Origin of the sequence: Bacillus sp. ISL-55 (genome assembly GCF_018613155.1) — a bacterium.
Taxonomy (GTDB): domain Bacteria; phylum Bacillota; class Bacilli; order Bacillales; family Cytobacillaceae; genus Mesobacillus.
In genome coordinates, this window is sequence record NZ_JAGGQU010000008.1 from 156,101 (window position 1) to 173,278 (window position 17,178).

Annotated in this window: 14 protein-coding genes; 9 read left to right on the forward strand and 5 right to left on the reverse strand. The window is 45.2% G+C overall.

Features of this window, described 5'->3' with window-relative positions:
* Positions 1 to 199: 199 nt before the first annotated feature.
* Entirely contained in the window at positions 200 to 385 is a 186-nt protein-coding gene (locus tag J7E32_RS04800; protein WP_214904419.1) for a 2-hydroxymuconate tautomerase, read from the reverse strand.
* A 124-nt stretch (positions 386 to 509) separates the two neighbouring features.
* Here J7E32_RS04800 and J7E32_RS04805 point away from each other — a divergent pair, with 124 nt between their 5' ends.
* Together J7E32_RS04805 and J7E32_RS04810 are read left to right on the forward strand one after the other, a co-directional pair.
* Positions 510 to 1,178: a site-2 protease family protein gene (locus J7E32_RS04805; RefSeq protein ID WP_214904422.1), complete on the forward strand. Its 669-nt coding sequence runs from the start codon at positions 510 to 512 to the stop codon at positions 1,176 to 1,178.
* Between the two features lie 23 nt (positions 1,179 to 1,201).
* The gene (locus J7E32_RS04810; RefSeq protein WP_214904424.1) at positions 1,202 to 1,714 is read left to right on the forward strand and encodes a YwhD family protein; all 513 of its coding nucleotides are present in this window, start codon (positions 1,202 to 1,204) and stop codon (positions 1,712 to 1,714) included.
* 229 nt (positions 1,715 to 1,943) lie between these two features.
* On the opposite strand, the gene J7E32_RS04815 is transcribed toward J7E32_RS04810, so the two are convergent.
* Positions 1,944 to 4,007: a transglycosylase domain-containing protein gene (locus J7E32_RS04815; protein ID WP_214904426.1), complete on the reverse strand. Its 2,064-nt coding sequence runs from the start codon at positions 4,005 to 4,007 to the stop codon at positions 1,944 to 1,946.
* 274 nt (positions 4,008 to 4,281) lie between these two features.
* Here J7E32_RS04815 and speE point away from each other — a divergent pair, with 274 nt between their 5' ends.
* From speE to J7E32_RS04830, 3 genes are all read left to right on the forward strand, one after another.
* A complete protein-coding gene (speE, locus tag J7E32_RS04820) occupies positions 4,282 to 5,109 on the forward strand; it encodes a spermidine synthase (RefSeq protein WP_167831069.1) in 828 nt (275 codons plus the stop codon).
* 132 nt (positions 5,110 to 5,241) lie between these two features.
* Positions 5,242 to 6,114, forward strand: a complete 873-nt coding sequence (gene speB, locus J7E32_RS04825) for an agmatinase (protein WP_214904428.1) — start codon at positions 5,242 to 5,244, stop codon at positions 6,112 to 6,114.
* 156 nt (positions 6,115 to 6,270) lie between these two features.
* Positions 6,271 to 7,590: a short-chain fatty acid transporter gene (locus J7E32_RS04830; protein WP_214904430.1), complete on the forward strand. Its 1,320-nt coding sequence runs from the start codon at positions 6,271 to 6,273 to the stop codon at positions 7,588 to 7,590.
* Between the two features lie 264 nt (positions 7,591 to 7,854).
* On the opposite strand, the gene J7E32_RS04835 is transcribed toward J7E32_RS04830, so the two are convergent.
* Positions 7,855 to 8,007, reverse strand: a complete 153-nt coding sequence (locus J7E32_RS04835) for a DUF1540 domain-containing protein (protein ID WP_084135371.1) — start codon at positions 8,005 to 8,007, stop codon at positions 7,855 to 7,857.
* Positions 8,008 to 8,237: 230 nt separating this feature from the next.
* On the opposite strand from J7E32_RS04835, the gene J7E32_RS04840 reads away from it, so the two are divergent.
* Positions 8,238 to 8,681 carry a YwiB family protein gene (locus J7E32_RS04840; RefSeq protein WP_214904431.1) on the forward strand — a complete coding sequence of 148 codons (444 nt, stop codon included), beginning with the start codon at positions 8,238 to 8,240 and terminating at the stop codon, positions 8,679 to 8,681.
* Complete coding sequence (argS, locus tag J7E32_RS04845; protein WP_214904433.1) at positions 8,678 to 10,348, forward strand: arginine--tRNA ligase; 1,671 nt, start codon at positions 8,678 to 8,680, stop codon at positions 10,346 to 10,348. The genes J7E32_RS04840 and argS overlap by 4 nt, the downstream gene beginning before the upstream one ends.
* A 228-nt stretch (positions 10,349 to 10,576) precedes the next feature.
* On the opposite strand, the gene uvsE is transcribed toward argS, so the two are convergent.
* Together uvsE and cls are read right to left on the reverse strand one after the other, a co-directional pair.
* Entirely contained in the window at positions 10,577 to 11,536 is a 960-nt protein-coding gene (gene uvsE / locus J7E32_RS04850) for a UV DNA damage repair endonuclease UvsE (protein WP_214904435.1), read from the reverse strand.
* Between the two features lie 240 nt (positions 11,537 to 11,776).
* On the reverse strand, positions 11,777 to 12,976 hold the full coding sequence (gene cls / locus J7E32_RS04855) for a cardiolipin synthase (protein WP_214904438.1): 1,200 nt from the start codon (positions 12,974 to 12,976) through the stop codon (positions 11,777 to 11,779).
* A 360-nt stretch (positions 12,977 to 13,336) separates the two neighbouring features.
* On the opposite strand from cls, the gene J7E32_RS04860 reads away from it, so the two are divergent.
* Positions 13,337 to 15,448 carry a (Fe-S)-binding protein gene (locus J7E32_RS04860; RefSeq protein ID WP_214904441.1) on the forward strand — a complete coding sequence of 704 codons (2,112 nt, stop codon included), beginning with the start codon at positions 13,337 to 13,339 and terminating at the stop codon, positions 15,446 to 15,448.
* Between the two features lie 478 nt (positions 15,449 to 15,926).
* On the forward strand, positions 15,927 to 17,114 hold the full coding sequence (locus J7E32_RS04865) for an acetyl-CoA C-acetyltransferase (protein ID WP_214904443.1): 1,188 nt from the start codon (positions 15,927 to 15,929) through the stop codon (positions 17,112 to 17,114).
* Positions 17,115 to 17,178: the final 64 nt, after the last annotated feature.

The window sequence follows — 17,178 nt, forward strand, 5'->3', positions numbered from 1 at the left end:
GAGAATAATGTGCGGATAAATCGTGAGGGAAGAGAATTATCGTCACAAAAAAGAGGATAATGTGCGGATAATCCGGTTGGTAAGGAAATTATCGTCACAAAAAAGAGGATAATGTGCGGATAAATCGGTAGGGAAGAGAATTATCGTCACATAAAAGAAAAAAGCCCAGAATCCTCTGAGCTTTTAGTCCATTCTCATTCTATTCGTCACTCAACCGCTTGCCTGCTACACCATAGTGGTTTTTCGTCATTTCCTCGATGAACACGACGACTTTTTCTTTAGGTGCGCCGGTTGTTTCGCTGACAGCGTGTGTTACTTTTTCTACTAGTGCTTTCTTTTGGTCCTCTGAGCGTCCTTCAAGCATTTTTACTGTTACGTATGGCATGTGCATTGCCTCCTTTGAATGGTTGATAGTTTATTCTAAATTGAGTTTTTCATAATTCGCAGAAATTCGCAAGTCCGGTAAAAGATTGTCTTTTTCACATTCCAACGAGAATGGGTTATACTTTATGGAAAAGACAATAAAAGGGGAATGGAATGTGAGCTTACCCTATTCGTTAGAGGAAATTCCGTATGTGGCTGCGGCGTTGATGATCGCTTTCGCGGTTCATGAATTTGCGCACGCCTGGGTTGCGTATAAGTTTGGCGACCCGACCGCCCAGAGACAGGGACGATTGACGCTGAATCCAATCAAGCACTTGGACCCGCTGGGAACAATCTTGATTTTCATAGCTGGATTCGGCTGGGCAAGACCGGTTCCGGTCAATCGATTCATGTTCAAAAATCCAAAGCTTGCCGGAGTGCTCGTGTCGGTTGCCGGGCCAGTAAGCAATCTTATTCTGGTCTTTCTGGCATTCGCCATCTGGTACATATTTATGATGCTTGGATTGGCACCCGGGGTTCCAGAGTTTTTCCTGGACTTCCTGAATATCTTTATCGGCCTGAATGCGATGCTCTTCATATTCAACCTGTTGCCGTTCCCGCCGCTTGATGGTTATCGGATCATCGAGGATCTGGCACCATCGGACATCAGGGCAAAAATGACCCAGTATGAAGCTTATGGATCGATCATTTTCTTGATACTTGTGATCACGCCCCTTGACCAATATACAATCCAGCCGATTTTCCACTATTTGATTCCGGCTGTGACCGATGGAATATACAATTTATTTTTCTGATACATTTTAAGGAGGTTTCCAACATGGAAGAAAAAAAGGGCAAGAATATTGGCTTCAATATTATAAAAAATGACCCGATGGACGGCCATAAAGGCTTTGGAAAAGGTGTTCTCACACTTGATAATGTTTCGCCGGTCATCATTGACGTGGATGCGGGCGAGGCAGCTGTAGAAGTTGGTGCGATGCACGCGCGCAGTGCAGTTGAGAAAGGAATCAAGTTTCTCCCTGACCGAAATGAAGTGCCTGATGCCAAGCTATATTGGGTAGTCTGGGTGACGATTGACAGGAAGGAAAAGGGTCCTTATTATGCAGGTGTCACAGCATGCGAAATGACCGTCAACCGAGAAATCCGCCGTGGCTATAAATTGCTGCCAGAGCATGTGAACCGTCTTGATAAGTCGATCAAGCGCCATATTATTGTGGACCATATGGATGAAAAATCAAAACAGATTCTAGCAGATTTTCTGAAAAATCATGATCCGGGAATGTGGGAACGTTCTGAAGACAAGCTGAAGAGTGATTTATTAGCCAATTAATATATTTGGATAATTCTTCTAATAATTTGTCTAAATTGTGACATTTAACAGCAAGTGACAATATCTGGCTTGCTCAAATGCAATAAAAAAAGTAAACTGATAACAGCGTAAAACACATTTTATGCTAGGACGAGAAAAACCCCGGAGGCTTGCTTCCGGGGTTTTTCTTTTGGGAAGTTTTATTATAGTGAGATAATTGTTGTTGACACCGTATGGTATATAGGATGGTCTACAACCCGAAAATCCGTTTGTACCAAGGCTTCTTTTGCTTTTCCTTCTTAGGCTGTTCTTCCTTATGCTCTTCATGATCCAAATGATCTGTGCAGTATTCAGTAGGCTCTGTACCTGCAGCGAACAAGGTCAGCCTTTTTACCGGACATCCGTCAGCAGCGAGCTCGCCATTGGCAGGGTCAACATAGACGGCAACAGTCCCTTTTGCTGCCTTGAATTTTTTCGCAGGCTCATTATCAAGCGCTTTTTCCATAAAATCGAGCCAGATATTCTTCGCATAAGATTTCTCCACTGTCAGTTCAATCGGCTTGCCTTTATCGTACCCTGTCCAAACGGCTGAAACGAGCTGAGGAGTATAGCCAATCATCCAGCTGTCCGTTTCGGTCGTCCCCGACTTAGCAGCATAAGGTCTTGTCATTTTTTTAATCAGCGTGCTGCCTGTTACGGAAGAATAGCCATTCAGCTTTTTATCAAAAATGCCTGTCAGCATATGGGTCATTACCGAGGCGAGTTCTGGCTTCAACACTTCTTCTTTTTCAGCCTTATACTCGTAAATCACTTCACCTTTATGGTTTTCGACCCTCTTAATCAGTACGGGATCTACTTTTTTTCCCCCATTCGCCAGAATACTGTAGGCGTTCGCCATATCAATCACCCTGACACCGGATGTGCCTAGGGCTAGCGAGGGTACGTTGTCCATATCCGTTTTGATTCCAAATCGTTTCGCCGTTTCAACGAGAGTTTCTTCCCCCAGGAACAGATGGGTTTTTACGGCGTAAACATTATCTGATAACGCCAGGGCCTGTGCCATCGTAATGTCATCTTCCGCATATTTATTGTTAAAATTATGCGGCGTATACTCTGAGCGTCCATCATCGAACAGGAACGTCGTCAGCTGGCTTTTCATTGTCGACGATGGAGTGAATCCATTCTCGAGTGCCGCATAATACAGGATCGGTTTCATTGTCGACCCTGGCTGCCTGACAGCCTGCACTGCACGGTTGAACGGACTCTCTTCATAATTCTTGCCGCCGACAAGCGCAACCACATGGCCATTTTTCGGATTCATCGCCACAAAGCCTGCCTGGATTTCTGAGTCGGAAGCAATCATTTTATCAATCGACTTTTCCGCGATTTCCTGCTGATCAAGATCAAGGGTCGTATAAACCCTTAATCCCCCAAGCGAAATGGTCCGATCATCAAAGTTCAACGAATTCTTTAGAGCATTCTGGACGGCATCCTGGAAGTATGGAGCCGCTCCAATCCTGGAATGTTGGTGTTCTCCGACAAGCTTCAGTTTTTCAATGCTCGCTTTTTGCGCGGCAAGTTCGGTGATATATCCGTTTGTCTTCATCGTGCTTAAAATGGTCCGCTGCCGATGCTTTGCTTTTTCCATTGAGGCGAAAGGAGAGTAAATGCTCGGTCCTTTCGGGATTCCCGCCAGCATGGAAGCTTCCGCCAGGGATAATTCCTTCGCGTCCTTGCCAAAATAATAACGGCTTGCTGCCTGGACCCCGTATGCACCATTGCCATAATAAATCGTATTTAGATAGCCTTCGAGGATCTCATCCTTGGAATAATTCATCTCAAGGCGCAAAGTGTAAAGCGCTTCTGTCGCCTTTCGTTTCCAAGTCTTATCATGTTCCAGATAAAGATTCCTTGCATATTGCTGGGTGATCGTGCTCGCACCCTGAACCTTGGCCATCGCCTTCAAGTCAGCGATCGCAGCACCGGCAATCCGCTTATAATCAAACCCATTATGGGTAAAAAAGGTTTTATCCTCTATAGAAACTGTCGCATTAATTAAATGGGGTGAAATATCCTTGAGCGCTACCCAATAGCGCTTTTGGCCGGAATGGCTCTCGCCGATCACCGTTCCGTCATCCGAGAAAAACAAAGTCGATTGTGGCACGGCGAGCGGAGGCGGACCCTGGAGCTTCGCATACCCGATCAGGGAAAAGTAGAGTACAGTCGCCAAAGCGAGTCCTGCAAGCCCGAAGAAAATCAAAGCACGCAAATATTTAATCGTCTTGCGAAACCGCTGGTCTGTCATCAGCTCCATAATGCTTCCTCCTAAAAAAAGATAGATATTATCAGTATGAAAAAAAACAGCAGGTTTTAAACATAGAATCAAAGTTAATTAAATTTTTGCTTGCATTTTTGCTAGATTCAACTATACTTTTTCTGATGTTTGTATTTGTGATGTTGGGGAAGTATAAAAAATAATATGAAAGCGTCATGCTTGCACACGATAAATTTGGACAGTTCAGAAGTTCATAACCTGAAATTCGCCGCATCATAACGGAAATTTTTTTGCCGAAAGGAAGGAAGAAAAAATGGGTCTTTGGTTTACAGAAAAGCAGACAGAAAACTTTGGTATCACTATGAAAGTGAACAAGACGTTACATACAGAACAGACTGAATTCCAGAAGCTTGATATGGTGGAGACAGAAGAGTGGGGCAATATGCTTCTTCTTGACGACATGGTCATGACTTCTGTTAAAGATGAGTTCGTTTACCACGAGATGGTTGCACACATTCCATTGTTCACTCACCCAAATCCCGAGCATGTATTGGTTGTAGGTGGCGGTGACGGAGGCGTAATCCGTGAAGTGCTTAAGCACCCTAGCGTGAAAAAGGCTACTCTTGTTGATATCGATGGAAAAGTAATCGAGTATTCTAAGAAATATCTGCCTGAAATCGCTGGCAAGCTTGATGACCCGCGTGTTGATGTCCAGGTTGGCGACGGCTTCATGCATATCGCGGAAAGCGAAAACCAGTACGATGTCATCATGGTTGACTCTACTGAACCAGTCGGACCGGCAGTGAATTTGTTCACAAAAGGCTTCTACGCTGGAATTTCAAAAGCGTTGAAGGAAGACGGAATTTTCGTTGCTCAGTCTGACAACCCTTGGTTCAAGGCTGATCTCATCCGCAATGTACAGAAGGATGTTAAAGAGATCTTCCCGATCACACGCCTATACATTGCGAACATCCCAACATACCCAAGCGGAATGTGGGCGTTCACACTTGGCTCAAAGAAGCACGATCCATTGGAAGTAAGTGAAGACCGCTTCCACGACATCGAAACAAAGTACTACACGAAAGAACTTCACAAAGCCGCTTTCGTATTGCCTAAATTCGTTGGCGATCTTGTAAAATAATGCATTCTAGCAAAACAGACAATACGGCTTCCCGGTAAATCCGGGGGCCATTTTATTGTGAAAAGCGATTGAGCTATATAATTCCCGAAGTGATATGATTCGAAAAAAAACAACTTGAAAGAGGTGCTTAATATGCGTTTTGATGAAGCTTATTCTGGCAATGTGTTTATCGGCAGCCATTCTAATTATGAAGAAAGCAAGGCGGTGCTTTACGGTATGCCAATGGACTGGACAGTCAGCTACCGTCCGGGTTCACGTTTTGGACCGGCCCGCATCCGTGAGGTATCAATCGGCCTTGAGGAGTACAGCCCTTATCTTGAGCGCGAGATGGCTGATCTCAACTATTTCGATGCAGGAGATATCCCGCTGCCTTTCGGGAATCCGCAGAAGAGCATAGACCTGATTGAAGAATACGTGGACAAACTTCTGGCTGATGAGAAATTCCCGCTTGGAATGGGCGGCGAGCATTTGGTATCTTGGCCAGTCATGAAGGCAGTCGCGAAAAAATATGATGACCTTGCCATCATTCACTTTGACGCACATACGGACCTGCGTGAACACTATGAAGGCGAGCCCTTGTCCCATTCAACGCCAATCCGCAAGATTGCTGAGAAAATTGGACCGAAAAATGTTTACTCATTCGGAATCCGCTCTGGCATGAAAGAAGAATTCGATTGGGCGAAGGAAGTGGGCTTGCATATTTCCAAATTTGAAGTCCTTGAGCCTTTAAAGGAAGTATTGCCTAAGCTTGCTGGCCGTCCTGTATATGTGACGATCGACATTGATGTACTTGATCCTGCACACGCGCCTGGAACAGGAACAGTCGACGCTGGCGGAATAACGTCCAAGGAACTGCTTGCATCAATCCATGCAATCGCAAATTCTGGCGTGAACGTAGTTGGAGCAGACCTGGTAGAAGTAGCGCCAATCTACGATACATCCGAAATGACAGCCAACACAGCAAGCAAAATCATCCGTGAAATGCTGCTTGGGTTTGTAAAATAAAACTCTTTACTGCTCTCTTTTTAAAAAGGGGGCGTTTTTTTTTGCGAAAAAATTAATGACCTGTTACTAATAGTTACCTTCATAGGAAGGAATATTCTGAATAATATAGAAAATATAATGATTATGTAAGTAATCACTAAAAAGGAGGTAAAAAGGATGAAAACATTGGTTTCTTTTTTCAACCGCATCATGCAACGATATTTGCCTGATCCGTTTCTATTTGTCATCATCTTAACTTTTGTTGTATTTGGATTAGGCCTTATTTTTACCGACAGCGGTCCATATCAGATGGTTCAGCATTGGGGCGGCGGATTCTGGGGCTTGCTGACGTTCTCGATGCAGATGGTGCTTGTCCTGGTTACAGGTCATGTGCTGGCGAGCAGCAATGTCTTTAAGAAGGGACTCGGAGCACTTGCTTCACTTGCTAAATCTCCAGGACAGGCGATCGTCATTGTCACGGTTGTATCCATGATTGCCAGCTTGATTAACTGGGGATTTGGGTTGGTCATTGGAGCTCTGTTTGCCAAGGAGCTGGCGAAAAAGGTTAAAAACGTGGATTACAGGCTGTTAATTGCAAGCGCTTACGCTGGGTTCATCGTCTGGCATGGCGGTATTTCCGGTTCAATTCCACTGACAATCGCGACGGAGGGACACTTCTCGCAGGATTTAATCGGCATTATCTCGACAGATCAGACGATTTTTGCCAACTTCAATCTTTTCATTATCTTAATCTTGCTTCTTGTATTGCCGGTTGTTAACCGCCTGATGATGCCATCGAAGGATCAAACAGTGACGGTCGACCCTGTATTGCTGGAGAATGACGTACAGGCTGCCGCCCTCGAGCAGGGAGCAATGACGCCTGCCGAAAAGCTTGAGAACAGCAGGATTGTTTCCTTGCTGACAGGTATTTTTGGACTTGTGTTTCTATTTTATTATTTTGCTGCAAATGGATTTAAGCTGAATCTTGATATCGTCAACTTCCTGTTCCTGTTCCTCGGCATCCTGTTCCATGGAACGCCAAAGCGTTTCCTCGAGGCGGTAGTGAACGCGGTAAAAGGAGCAAGCGGGATCATCATCCAATTCCCTTTTTACGCGGGAATCATGGGGATGATGACGGCATCTGGCCTGGCTGCCGTCATGTCAGAAGGATTCGTATCGATCTCAAATGAATTCACATTCCCATTCTTCGCCTTCCTGAGTGCGGGATTGGTCAACTTCTTCGTTCCATCGGGCGGAGGACAGTGGGCAGTCCAGGCGCCAGTCATGCTTGAAGCAGCCCAGACCCTTGGAGTATCCATCCCGAAAACAGCAATGGCCGTTGCCTGGGGCGACGCATGGACCAACCTGATCCAGCCATTCTGGGCATTGCCTGCTCTGGCGATTGCCGGACTCAAGGCAAAAGACATCATGGGATACTGTGTGTTGACTCTGATTGTTTCTGGAGTTCTTATCTCGGTTGGAATGCTATTTTTCTAAATAGGAGATTTAAGGAGGAGCTGGTTGCTTCTCCTTTTTACTGGAAAAAATCATGGGTAATTTCCAGTTTGCGAATAAATGGTGGTTTTTTGCGAATAAACCAGCTGTTTTGCGAATAAACGAGTTTTTTTTGCGAATAAACTTCGATATTTGCGAATAAAAACAATGCTATTCGAAAAAAATCATGAGTGTTGCCTATCAATAGCCCAAATTCCGGTCAGAAAATAAAAACTGGACAGCCAAATCGCCATCCAGTACCCTCACTTACATCTTTTCGAATGTATCACAAATGGTTTCACGTTCATTTACTGCTTGTTTTCCGGAGTTCGCGACCACAAGGATTGAATCGGCAACACATTGATCGCCTTCAGCCCAATATTTGCAGTTTTCTACTTCGCATTTTACTTCGATTTTCATGTATGCCACCTCCTTAAAAGGTTTTAATAATCAATACCCGCTTTGGTGTTGAGCTAATCCTATAGGCTGATTTTTCCTGCCGCTAAATGAACATGCAACTTCCTGCGAACCTTGCACTTTCAAAGGAGAATATTTATACTTATAAAGTTATAATGAAGATAGAAAAGCGTCAGCGACATGGTTAGAACGGATAATGCGCTGATGCTGGATAAGAAAAGGGCGTGTTAACGGTGTCTAGTAAACCCGCTGATCAGATTCCTGTCAAGGTGACGGTTAAAACGGCGATTTACAGTGGCAAAGAGAAGGAAACTTTTGAATTGACCACTTTTGGCCGATACTATAAAAAGGCGAACAGCTCTTACCTCCAATATGATGAAGTGATGGAGGAAGGAGATGTCCATACGACGGTTAAAATATCAGGGGATGAAGTGCTGATTTTGCGCAGCGGTGCGATCAAGATGAGGCTTCTTTTTCTGCTGAATAAAAAAACTCCGGGCAATTATCAGACCCAATATGGGCTGCTGCAGACTTCTGCGCTCACGAAGCGGCTCGATACTGATTTTAACGAGACAAAGCAGGAGGGCCATGTGGACTTGCTGTATGATATGGCAATACAGGGCGCGACTGCAGGTACATACCATTTGACGATCAATTATAAGGAGGAAGGCAAATGAATATAGTTGAACAGGTTCAATTGAAGCTGAAGGAAGAAATCAAGCAGGCGATCATCAAAGCTGGCCTAGCTGAGGAAGCGCAAATTCCGGCCGTTATTTTAGAGACGCCTAAGGAAAAAGCGCACGGGGATTACTCGACGAATATGGCGATGCAGCTTGCGCGCGTGGCGAAGAAGGCGCCTCGCCAGATTGCGGAGCAGCTGATCGAGAACTTCGATAAAAGCAAGGCATCCATCGAGAAAATTGAAATCGCCGGACCAGGCTTCATTAACTTTTACATGGATAACAGCTATTTGACGGACTTGATTCCGGCAATCCTTGAAGCAGGCGATAATTATGGTGAATCGAATGTAGGAAATGGCGAGAAGATCCAGGTCGAGTTTGTTTCTGCCAACCCGACTGGCGACCTTCACCTTGGCCATGCGCGCGGCGCGGCTGTCGGTGATTCGCTGTGCAATGTGCTTGCCAAGGCTGGATATGATGTATCCCGTGAATATTACATCAACGACGCTGGGAACCAGATTAACAATTTGGCTCTTTCTGTTGAGGCTCGCTACTTCCAGGCGCTAGGCATGGACAAGCCGATGCCAGAGGATGGCTATCATGGAGCAGATATCATCGGAATCGGGAAAACCCTCGCTGAAGAGTTCGGCGATAAGTATGTGAATGTTCCGGACCAGGAGCGCTTTGATGCTTTCCGTGAGTACGGCTTGAAATATGAGATGGAAAAGCTGAAGCAGGACCTTGAGAACTTCCGTGTTCCATTCGATGTTTGGTATTCTGAAACTTCTCTATATCAAAATGGCAAAATCGACGTGGCACTAGATGCACTGCGTGCGAATGGCCATATCTATGAAGAGGACGGCGCGACTTGGTTCCGTTCATCAGAGCTCGGCGATGACAAGGACCGCGTGCTGATCAAACAGGATGGCTCTTACACGTACCTGCTACCGGATATTGCTTATCATAAGGATAAGCTTGAGCGCGGTTTTGAAAAGCTGATCAACATCTGGGGAGCGGACCATCACGGTTATATCCCTCGTATGAAGGCAGCGATTGAGGCACTTGGCTACGGACGCGACGCGCTTGAAGTTGAAATCATCCAGCTCGTTCATCTCTATAAGAATGGCGAGAAGATGAAGATGAGCAAGCGAACTGGTAAGGCTGTCACAATGCGTGACTTGATCGATGAAGTTGGCCTGGATGCAGTCCGTTACTTCTTCGCGATGAGAAGCGCGGATACTCACATGGATTTCGACCTTGATTTGGCCGTATCCCAGTCTAATGAAAACCCAGTATTCTACGCACAGTATGCACATGCCCGTATCAACAGCATCCTGCGTTCTGCGGCAGAGCAAGGCTTGATTTTTGACATCGAGGCAGACTTCAAGCATGTCCAATCTGAAAAAGAAATCGACCTGCTGAAAAAGCTTGGCGAATTCCCGCTGGCTGTTGCTGAAGCAGCACAAAAGCGCATGCCACATCGAATCTCTAACTACATTTTCGAATTGGCATCCGTATTCCACAGCTTCTACAACGCTGAAAAAGTATTGGATCTCGACAATAAAGAGAGAACAGTGGCCCGCCTGTCACTGATCAAGACAGCACAGATCACATTGAAGAATGCATTTGAGTTGATTGGGGTTTCGGCTCCCGAGAAGATGTAAGTAGAAAATAGTGAGACCCAGCCGAAAATGGCTGGGTCTCTTTTGAATTGGAAAAAGTACAGTGTAATTTCCAATTCGCTATAAAAAATTGATTTTCGCTATATAAACGATATTTTCGCTATAAAAAAGATTTTTTCGCTATATAAATAAAATTTTCGCTATAAAATGAATTTTTTCGCTATAAAAATTGTTTTTTCGCTATAAAATCGGATTTGGGCCCGGCGGGAATTAAGTCTTCCACTCCAATACAGCTCCGCCAATCCGTTTCACTCCGCGGATCTTCGCCAAATCCTCGACCAGTTTTAGCGCAGCTTTGTCTTTCTCTTTCGCTTCAATCATGAAATCGACATCCTGGCCGATGCCCCGCAGTATATCAATCAATGGCATGATGAATTCTGAGTCAACATAATCTGCGTGTGATCGATACGCTTTTTCCGATTTCGGCGAGGAGATATGAATTTTAGGCTTCAGGCCGGTCCGTTCCCAGGTCGCAAAACCGGCAGGAAGCAGCGTTTCCAAAGCTCCCTCACAAAGATTCGCCATATGATGGTGATAATCGAACATAAATGGCACGTCTTCTTTTAAGCAGGCAGCGAGGGTTTCTTCTGCATTGTACGTTTTATCATCATTTTCAAGTGTGGTGATTTTCTTGATATGTTCTGGTAGCCTGGCGAAGTTTTCATGGAAACGAATAATGGTTTCTTCTTTATTCCCATAGGCACCGCCAATATGGATATTGATAATTGCTTCATTTTCCAGTCCCATCGCTTCGAGCATTCCGTAGTGGTATTCCATGTCCAAAATCGCATTAGCGGTTACTTCCTCTCTTGGCGAGGTGAACAGCGTGAATTGGTTCGGGTGGAAGCTCGTCCGCAGCCCATGTTTCTTAACCAGGTCCCCGATTTCCAGCCACTTTTCGCGAAAAGGAGTGACATAATCCCATTTCACTTCAGGGTGGGTGGCCAGCGGCGCGATCGAGCTTGAGAATCGATACAAGGGAATATCATGGGCGATATTGTAGTGGATCATCCGTTCCGTATTCACGAGGTTCTGATAAGTAACAGAAAGCAGCTTTTCATGCCGCTCCTCTTTCCCGAGCTGTCCATAACGTGCAAATGTGAGTGCCTTTGACGGGGAAGCATCCCATAGGCTGATGGCAGTGGATACATAACCCAGCCGAATGAACATATAAAACCTCCTTCATCCGGAAGAGGTCTAACTAACTCCGGTTTTATTTGTTATAGAAAGTCTGTTTTCGTAAGGATTGTTGTTAAAATCCTAAAGCCGATTTTAACGTATGATATCCGTTTTGCAGGTCGGTATTAAGTTTGCATGCTCTTTTCTCATAATAAGCTTCAACTTTACGAAGGAATATAGGTAATAAAGTACCATTTTGTCTTCAATAGCAACAAGGTTTGAGAAAAGAGCCTATAGAAAAAATGATATCGTTCTTGCCGCGGTTTCTTTGATTGACAAAAATATATTGGCTCGGCTGAAGTCAGACAGTGAAACCTTACGCGAATCCAGAAGATCTTCTGTCAAAATATGTTTAACCTTTTTAATAAAAGCTGGATCATAAACTAAGCAATTCAATTCATAATTCAAAAACATGCTTCTTTTATCAAAATTCGCGGTTCCAATATCACAAATATTGTCATCAATAATCATGACTTTTGCATGATAAAATCCCTTCAAATACTGGTATACATCAGCTCCCTCCTTGAGAAGTGAACGTAAATACCTGTATGAAGCCTCTTTTACAAGGATATGGTCAGACTTGTATGGCACAAGAACCGTAACCGAAACACCTCGGCGGATTGCAGCCTGTAAATGGTCAAAGACCTTTTTACTAGGGATGAAATAGGGTGTGCCAATGACAAGGGATTGCTGTGCCTCACTGATTAAAGTAACAATTAAATCCTGTAATGAATCTCCTTCAGTTGGGACAAGCTGCTGGCGGATAGATCCCTTTTTCAATTCGGGGAAATAAGCCTTGTCTTGCAGGAGATTAATTTTCTTCGCGCGATGCCAGTCATGTAGAAATTCCTCCTGCAGGTCAACAATTCCTTCACCAGTTAATTTCAAGTGATAATCCCGCCAGGGTGATAGCTTTGGATCACGGTCATTATACTCATTACCGATATTGAAGCCGCCAAGAAAACCGATATGTCCATCGATGACAGATATTTTGCGATGGTTGCGGACCTGGGATGAATAGAACAAGAATGGAAACTTAGGTATATGCGAGAATGCGAACTCGACTCCGGCAGCCTTCAAGGACTGGATAGTTTTTCGTTTTAAGTTGCTCCCAATCCAATCCACAAGCAGTCGAACCTCAACACCCTCCTGAGCTTTTTCCTTTAATAGCGACACAAACTCGTGGCTGATTTTATCATCTTTGACAATATAAAATAAAATATGAATATGCTGCTTTGCTTTTTTAATTTCAGAAAATAAATCCTCAAATAGTTCAGGGCCCTTCGCGAAAATTTCCAGGTCGCTTCTTCTATCGGGAAAAACACATTTCCTTGCCTTTGCAAGATGCTGTTTCCGTCCGAGCATAAAATCCACAGTGACCCACAGGGCAAGCCCGGCTATTATCCAAAATAAGCTCCATCCAATTCCCATAGCGTTTCGGCTCCCTTAAAAAAATAATAAGAAAATTCCTGCTCACTTCGAGCAGTGTCCAGCTCCAGTTCCTTTCCAGAAATGTTTCGGTACCCCGATGAAATCTTCACCGGCAGGCCCTTAACATGCTTGTCTGGTCTGATCAAGGCGCGTCTGCATTTCATATTATTTTTGCCGAAAACATTCAATATATGTTAAATTCCTTTAAAAGAGGAAGTGTAAACAATTTTCAGAAATGAAAGGAAATGAGTTGACTGAATGCTCATTCATTATATAATGTAGTTAAAGGTATATTCAGAAAATTTGTTTGGTTAAAAATTTTCATCCAAAAATCAGCATCGAAAGGGGTAAATGATTTTTATGAACGGTCTGCTATGGATTAATCTTATCGCGTTCTTACTTGTAACCGCTTACGCCGTCAGCTTGTTTGTATACGTGGTAAAGACGAGAATTGAGTACATCAAGCTTGGCAAGAAATCAGAGTTTGATGATGATATCAAGGACCGCTGGAGAAGAATCCTTGTCCATGTATTTGGCCAGAAAAGGCTTTTGAAGGACAAGAAAAGCGGTGCAATCCACGTTATGTTTTTCTATGGATTTCTTCTTGTACAGTTCGGGGCAATTGATTTTATCTGGAAAGGAATCAAGCCTGGCTCGCATTTGCCATTAGGCCCGTTATATCCAGGTTTTACATTTTTTCAGGAGCTCGTTACGCTGACAATTCTTGTAGCGGTAGTATGGGCTTTTTACCGCCGCTATGTTGAAAAGCTTGTCCGCCTGAAGCGCGGCTTCAAGAATGGGCTCGTATTGCTGTTCATCGGCGGATTGATGCTTTCTGTATTGCTCGGAAACGGGATGGGCATGATCTGGCACGGCCATGAGGGAACATGGACTGAACCGGTCGCATCTCTTATTGCGGCAGCATTCAGCGGAATTCCTGAAGCGGCTGCCATCACGATTTTCTATATCGCATGGTGGATTCATTTGCTGTTCTTGCTTGCGTTCCTGGTATATGTACCACAATCCAAGCATGCTCACTTGATCGCCGGTCCAGCCAATGTTTATTTAACAAGGGTTGATTCACCAGGAAAGATTACAAAGATCGATTTTGAAGATGAAACACAGGAAACATTCGGTGCCGGTAAAATTACTGATTTCAATTATGAACAGATGATCGACTTTTATGCTTGCGTAGAATGTGGACGCTGTACGAATATGTGTCCGGCAACAGGCACTGGAAAAATGCTGTCGCCAATGGACTTGATCGTCAAGCTGCGTGACCATTTGACGCTTCACGGCGCAGCGGTTACATCCAAGCAGCCATGGGTGCCGACTTTTGCTTTTTCAAACACTAAGGGCAACCAGCTCGCTTTGGCAGCTGCCGGCCAGGGCGCGAATGAAGCTGCAGCAGGCCTCGCATACAGCCCAAGCATGATCGGCGATGTCATCACAGAAGAAGAAATCTGGGCATGTACAACTTGCCGTAACTGTGAAGACCAGTGTCCAGTCATGAACGAGCACGTGGATAAAATCATCGACCTCCGTCGTTATCTAGTTTTGACTGAAGGTAAGATGGACGCTGATGCACAGCGCGCGATGACGAATATCGAGCGCCAGGGCAATCCTTGGGGCTTGAACCGTAAGGAAAAAGAAAACTGGCGCGAGCTTCGCGACGATGTAGTCATTCCTACGGTAAAAGAAATGAAAAAGGCAGACGAAGAATTCGAATACTTATTCTGGGTTGGCGCGATGGGTTCATTTGACAACCGCAGCCAGAAGATTGCCCTTTCATTCGCTAAGCTATTGAATGAAGCAGGCGTCAAGTTCGCGATCCTTGGAAACAAGGAAAAGAACTCCGGCGATACACCGCGCCGCCTTGGCAACGAGTTCCTATTCCAGGAACTTGCGACAAAGAATATCGAAGAATTCGAGAAAAATGAAGTGAAGAAGATCGTGACGATTGACCCTCACGCATACAATATCTTTAAGAATGAATATCCTGACTTCGGTTTTGAAGGTGAGGTCTACCACCATACTGAACTTCTTGCACAACTCGTGAAAGAGGGAAGGCTGACTCCAAAGCATGCAGTGAACGAAATGATCACTTTCCACGATTCCTGCTACCTTGGACGCTATAACGAAGTATATGACGCACCGCGTGATATCCTCAAGGCGATTCCTGGTGTGGATCTGAAGGAAATGGAACGCAACCGCGATACAGCAATGTGCTGTGGCGCTGGCGGCGGCTTGATGTGGATGGAAGAAGAGACAGGACACCGGATCAATGTATCCCGAACAGAACAAGCACTTGCAGTAAACCCATCCGTTATCAGTTCCGGATGCCCATACTGCCTGACAATGCTATCTGACGGAACAAAAGCGAAGGAAGTAGAAGAAAACGTCGATACACTAGACGTAGCCGAACTACTTGAAAAATCCGTTTTCGGAGAAATTAAACCGCTTGTATCATAAAGCTTTCTGTTAAAGCTCAATAGTTATTTGGAAAACCTGTTGATTGTAGTGGAGGGCGCGAAGACTCCTGCGGGAGCATGGGTCAGGGGAGACCCCGCAGGAGTGAAACGACGAGGAGGCTCCCCGAGCCACCCGCGGAAAGCGAAGCGCCTGGAACGGAAATCAACAGCCTTGTTTAAAGGAAAAAGGATACTTAAAACATGAATAGTAGAAGTTGACTCACAGTAAAAATTCGACATAAGACAGAATTTTTAGCAAAGTGTTTCAATTTCTACTATTTTTAAAGTAAAATGAATAGTATGATAAAGCGCTTACATTATTCTTCAGCAAAAAACCACCTTAGAACCTCACAACAAAACAACTGCTTGCTTATTTTTTTTAGACGAGTTTCGAGCGAGCGTTCAGTCAATCAAAAAAGACTGGATTGAGATCTATTTTTCATTTTCCAAAATTAATAGATTGAAAGGGAGAGATGACATTGGGGAAGACAGTCATTTTAGCAGGAGCTAGAACACCATTTGGCAAACTTGGCGGAGCTTTGAGCGGATTCACAGCTAGCCAGCTTGGCGGAATCGCGGTAAAAGAAGCAATGGCACGAGCGGAAGTAAAGCCGGAAGAAATCGGTGAGGTCATTCTAGGCACAGTATTGCAGGGAGGCCAGGGACAGCTTCCTTCACGCCAGGCTGCAAGAGAAGCTGGAATCCCGTGGGAAGTCAAAACGGAAACAATCAATAAGGTTTGTGCATCAGGCATGCGGAGCTTGACGCTCGGAGACCAAATCATCCGCGCAGGAGATGAGGAAGTCATTGTAGCCGGCGGTATGGAGTCAATGAGCAACGCGCCATATATTCTTCCGAAAGCACGATGGGGCTTCAGGATGGGCGACGGCCAGGTGAAGGATTTGATGATCCATGATGGACTGACTTGCAGCTTCAAGGGAGTCCATATGGGCACTTACGGAAATGAAGTAGCGAAAGAATATGAAATCAGCCGCCAGGAACAGGATGAATGGTCATATCGCAGCCACCAGAGAGCGATTGAAGCGATAGAATCAGGCAAGCTTGCGGAGGAAATCGTTCCGGTTGAAGTGCCGCAGCGCAAGGGAGACCCTATTTTGGTCCAGCATGATGAAGCACCAAGGAAGGATACATCAGTTGAAAAGCTAGCCAAGTTAGGTCCAGTTTTCAATTCTGATGGCACGATTACTGCGGGGAACGCACCGGGAATTAATGACGGCGCGGCAGCCCTCGTGCTGATGAGCGAAGAGCGCGCACAGCGTGAAGGCAGGACACCGCAGGCAGTCATCCTTGGGCATGCAGCCATCGCAACAGAAGCGAAGGATTTCCCGAAGACACCTGGAATTGTCATCAATGAGTTATTGAAAAAGACCGGAAAGTCGCTGGAAGAAATCGATCTCTTTGAAATCAACGAAGCTTTTGCTGCAGTCGCATTGACGAGTGGACGCATTGCGAACCTTGATCCGGAAAAGGTCAATGTGAACGGCGGTGCGGTTGCCCTTGGCCATCCTATCGGAGCAAGTGGGGCACGCATCATCCTTACTTTGATGCATGAACTGAAGCGCCGCGGCGGCGGGGTCGGCATTGCGGCGATCTGCTCGGGCGGCGGCCAGGGCGATGCAGTGATGATTGAGGTTCCGAAGCAGTAAGGATTTTGACAAAAGACGGGAGGGCAAGACACATTGCCCTCCATAGCAATGAATTTTATAGGAG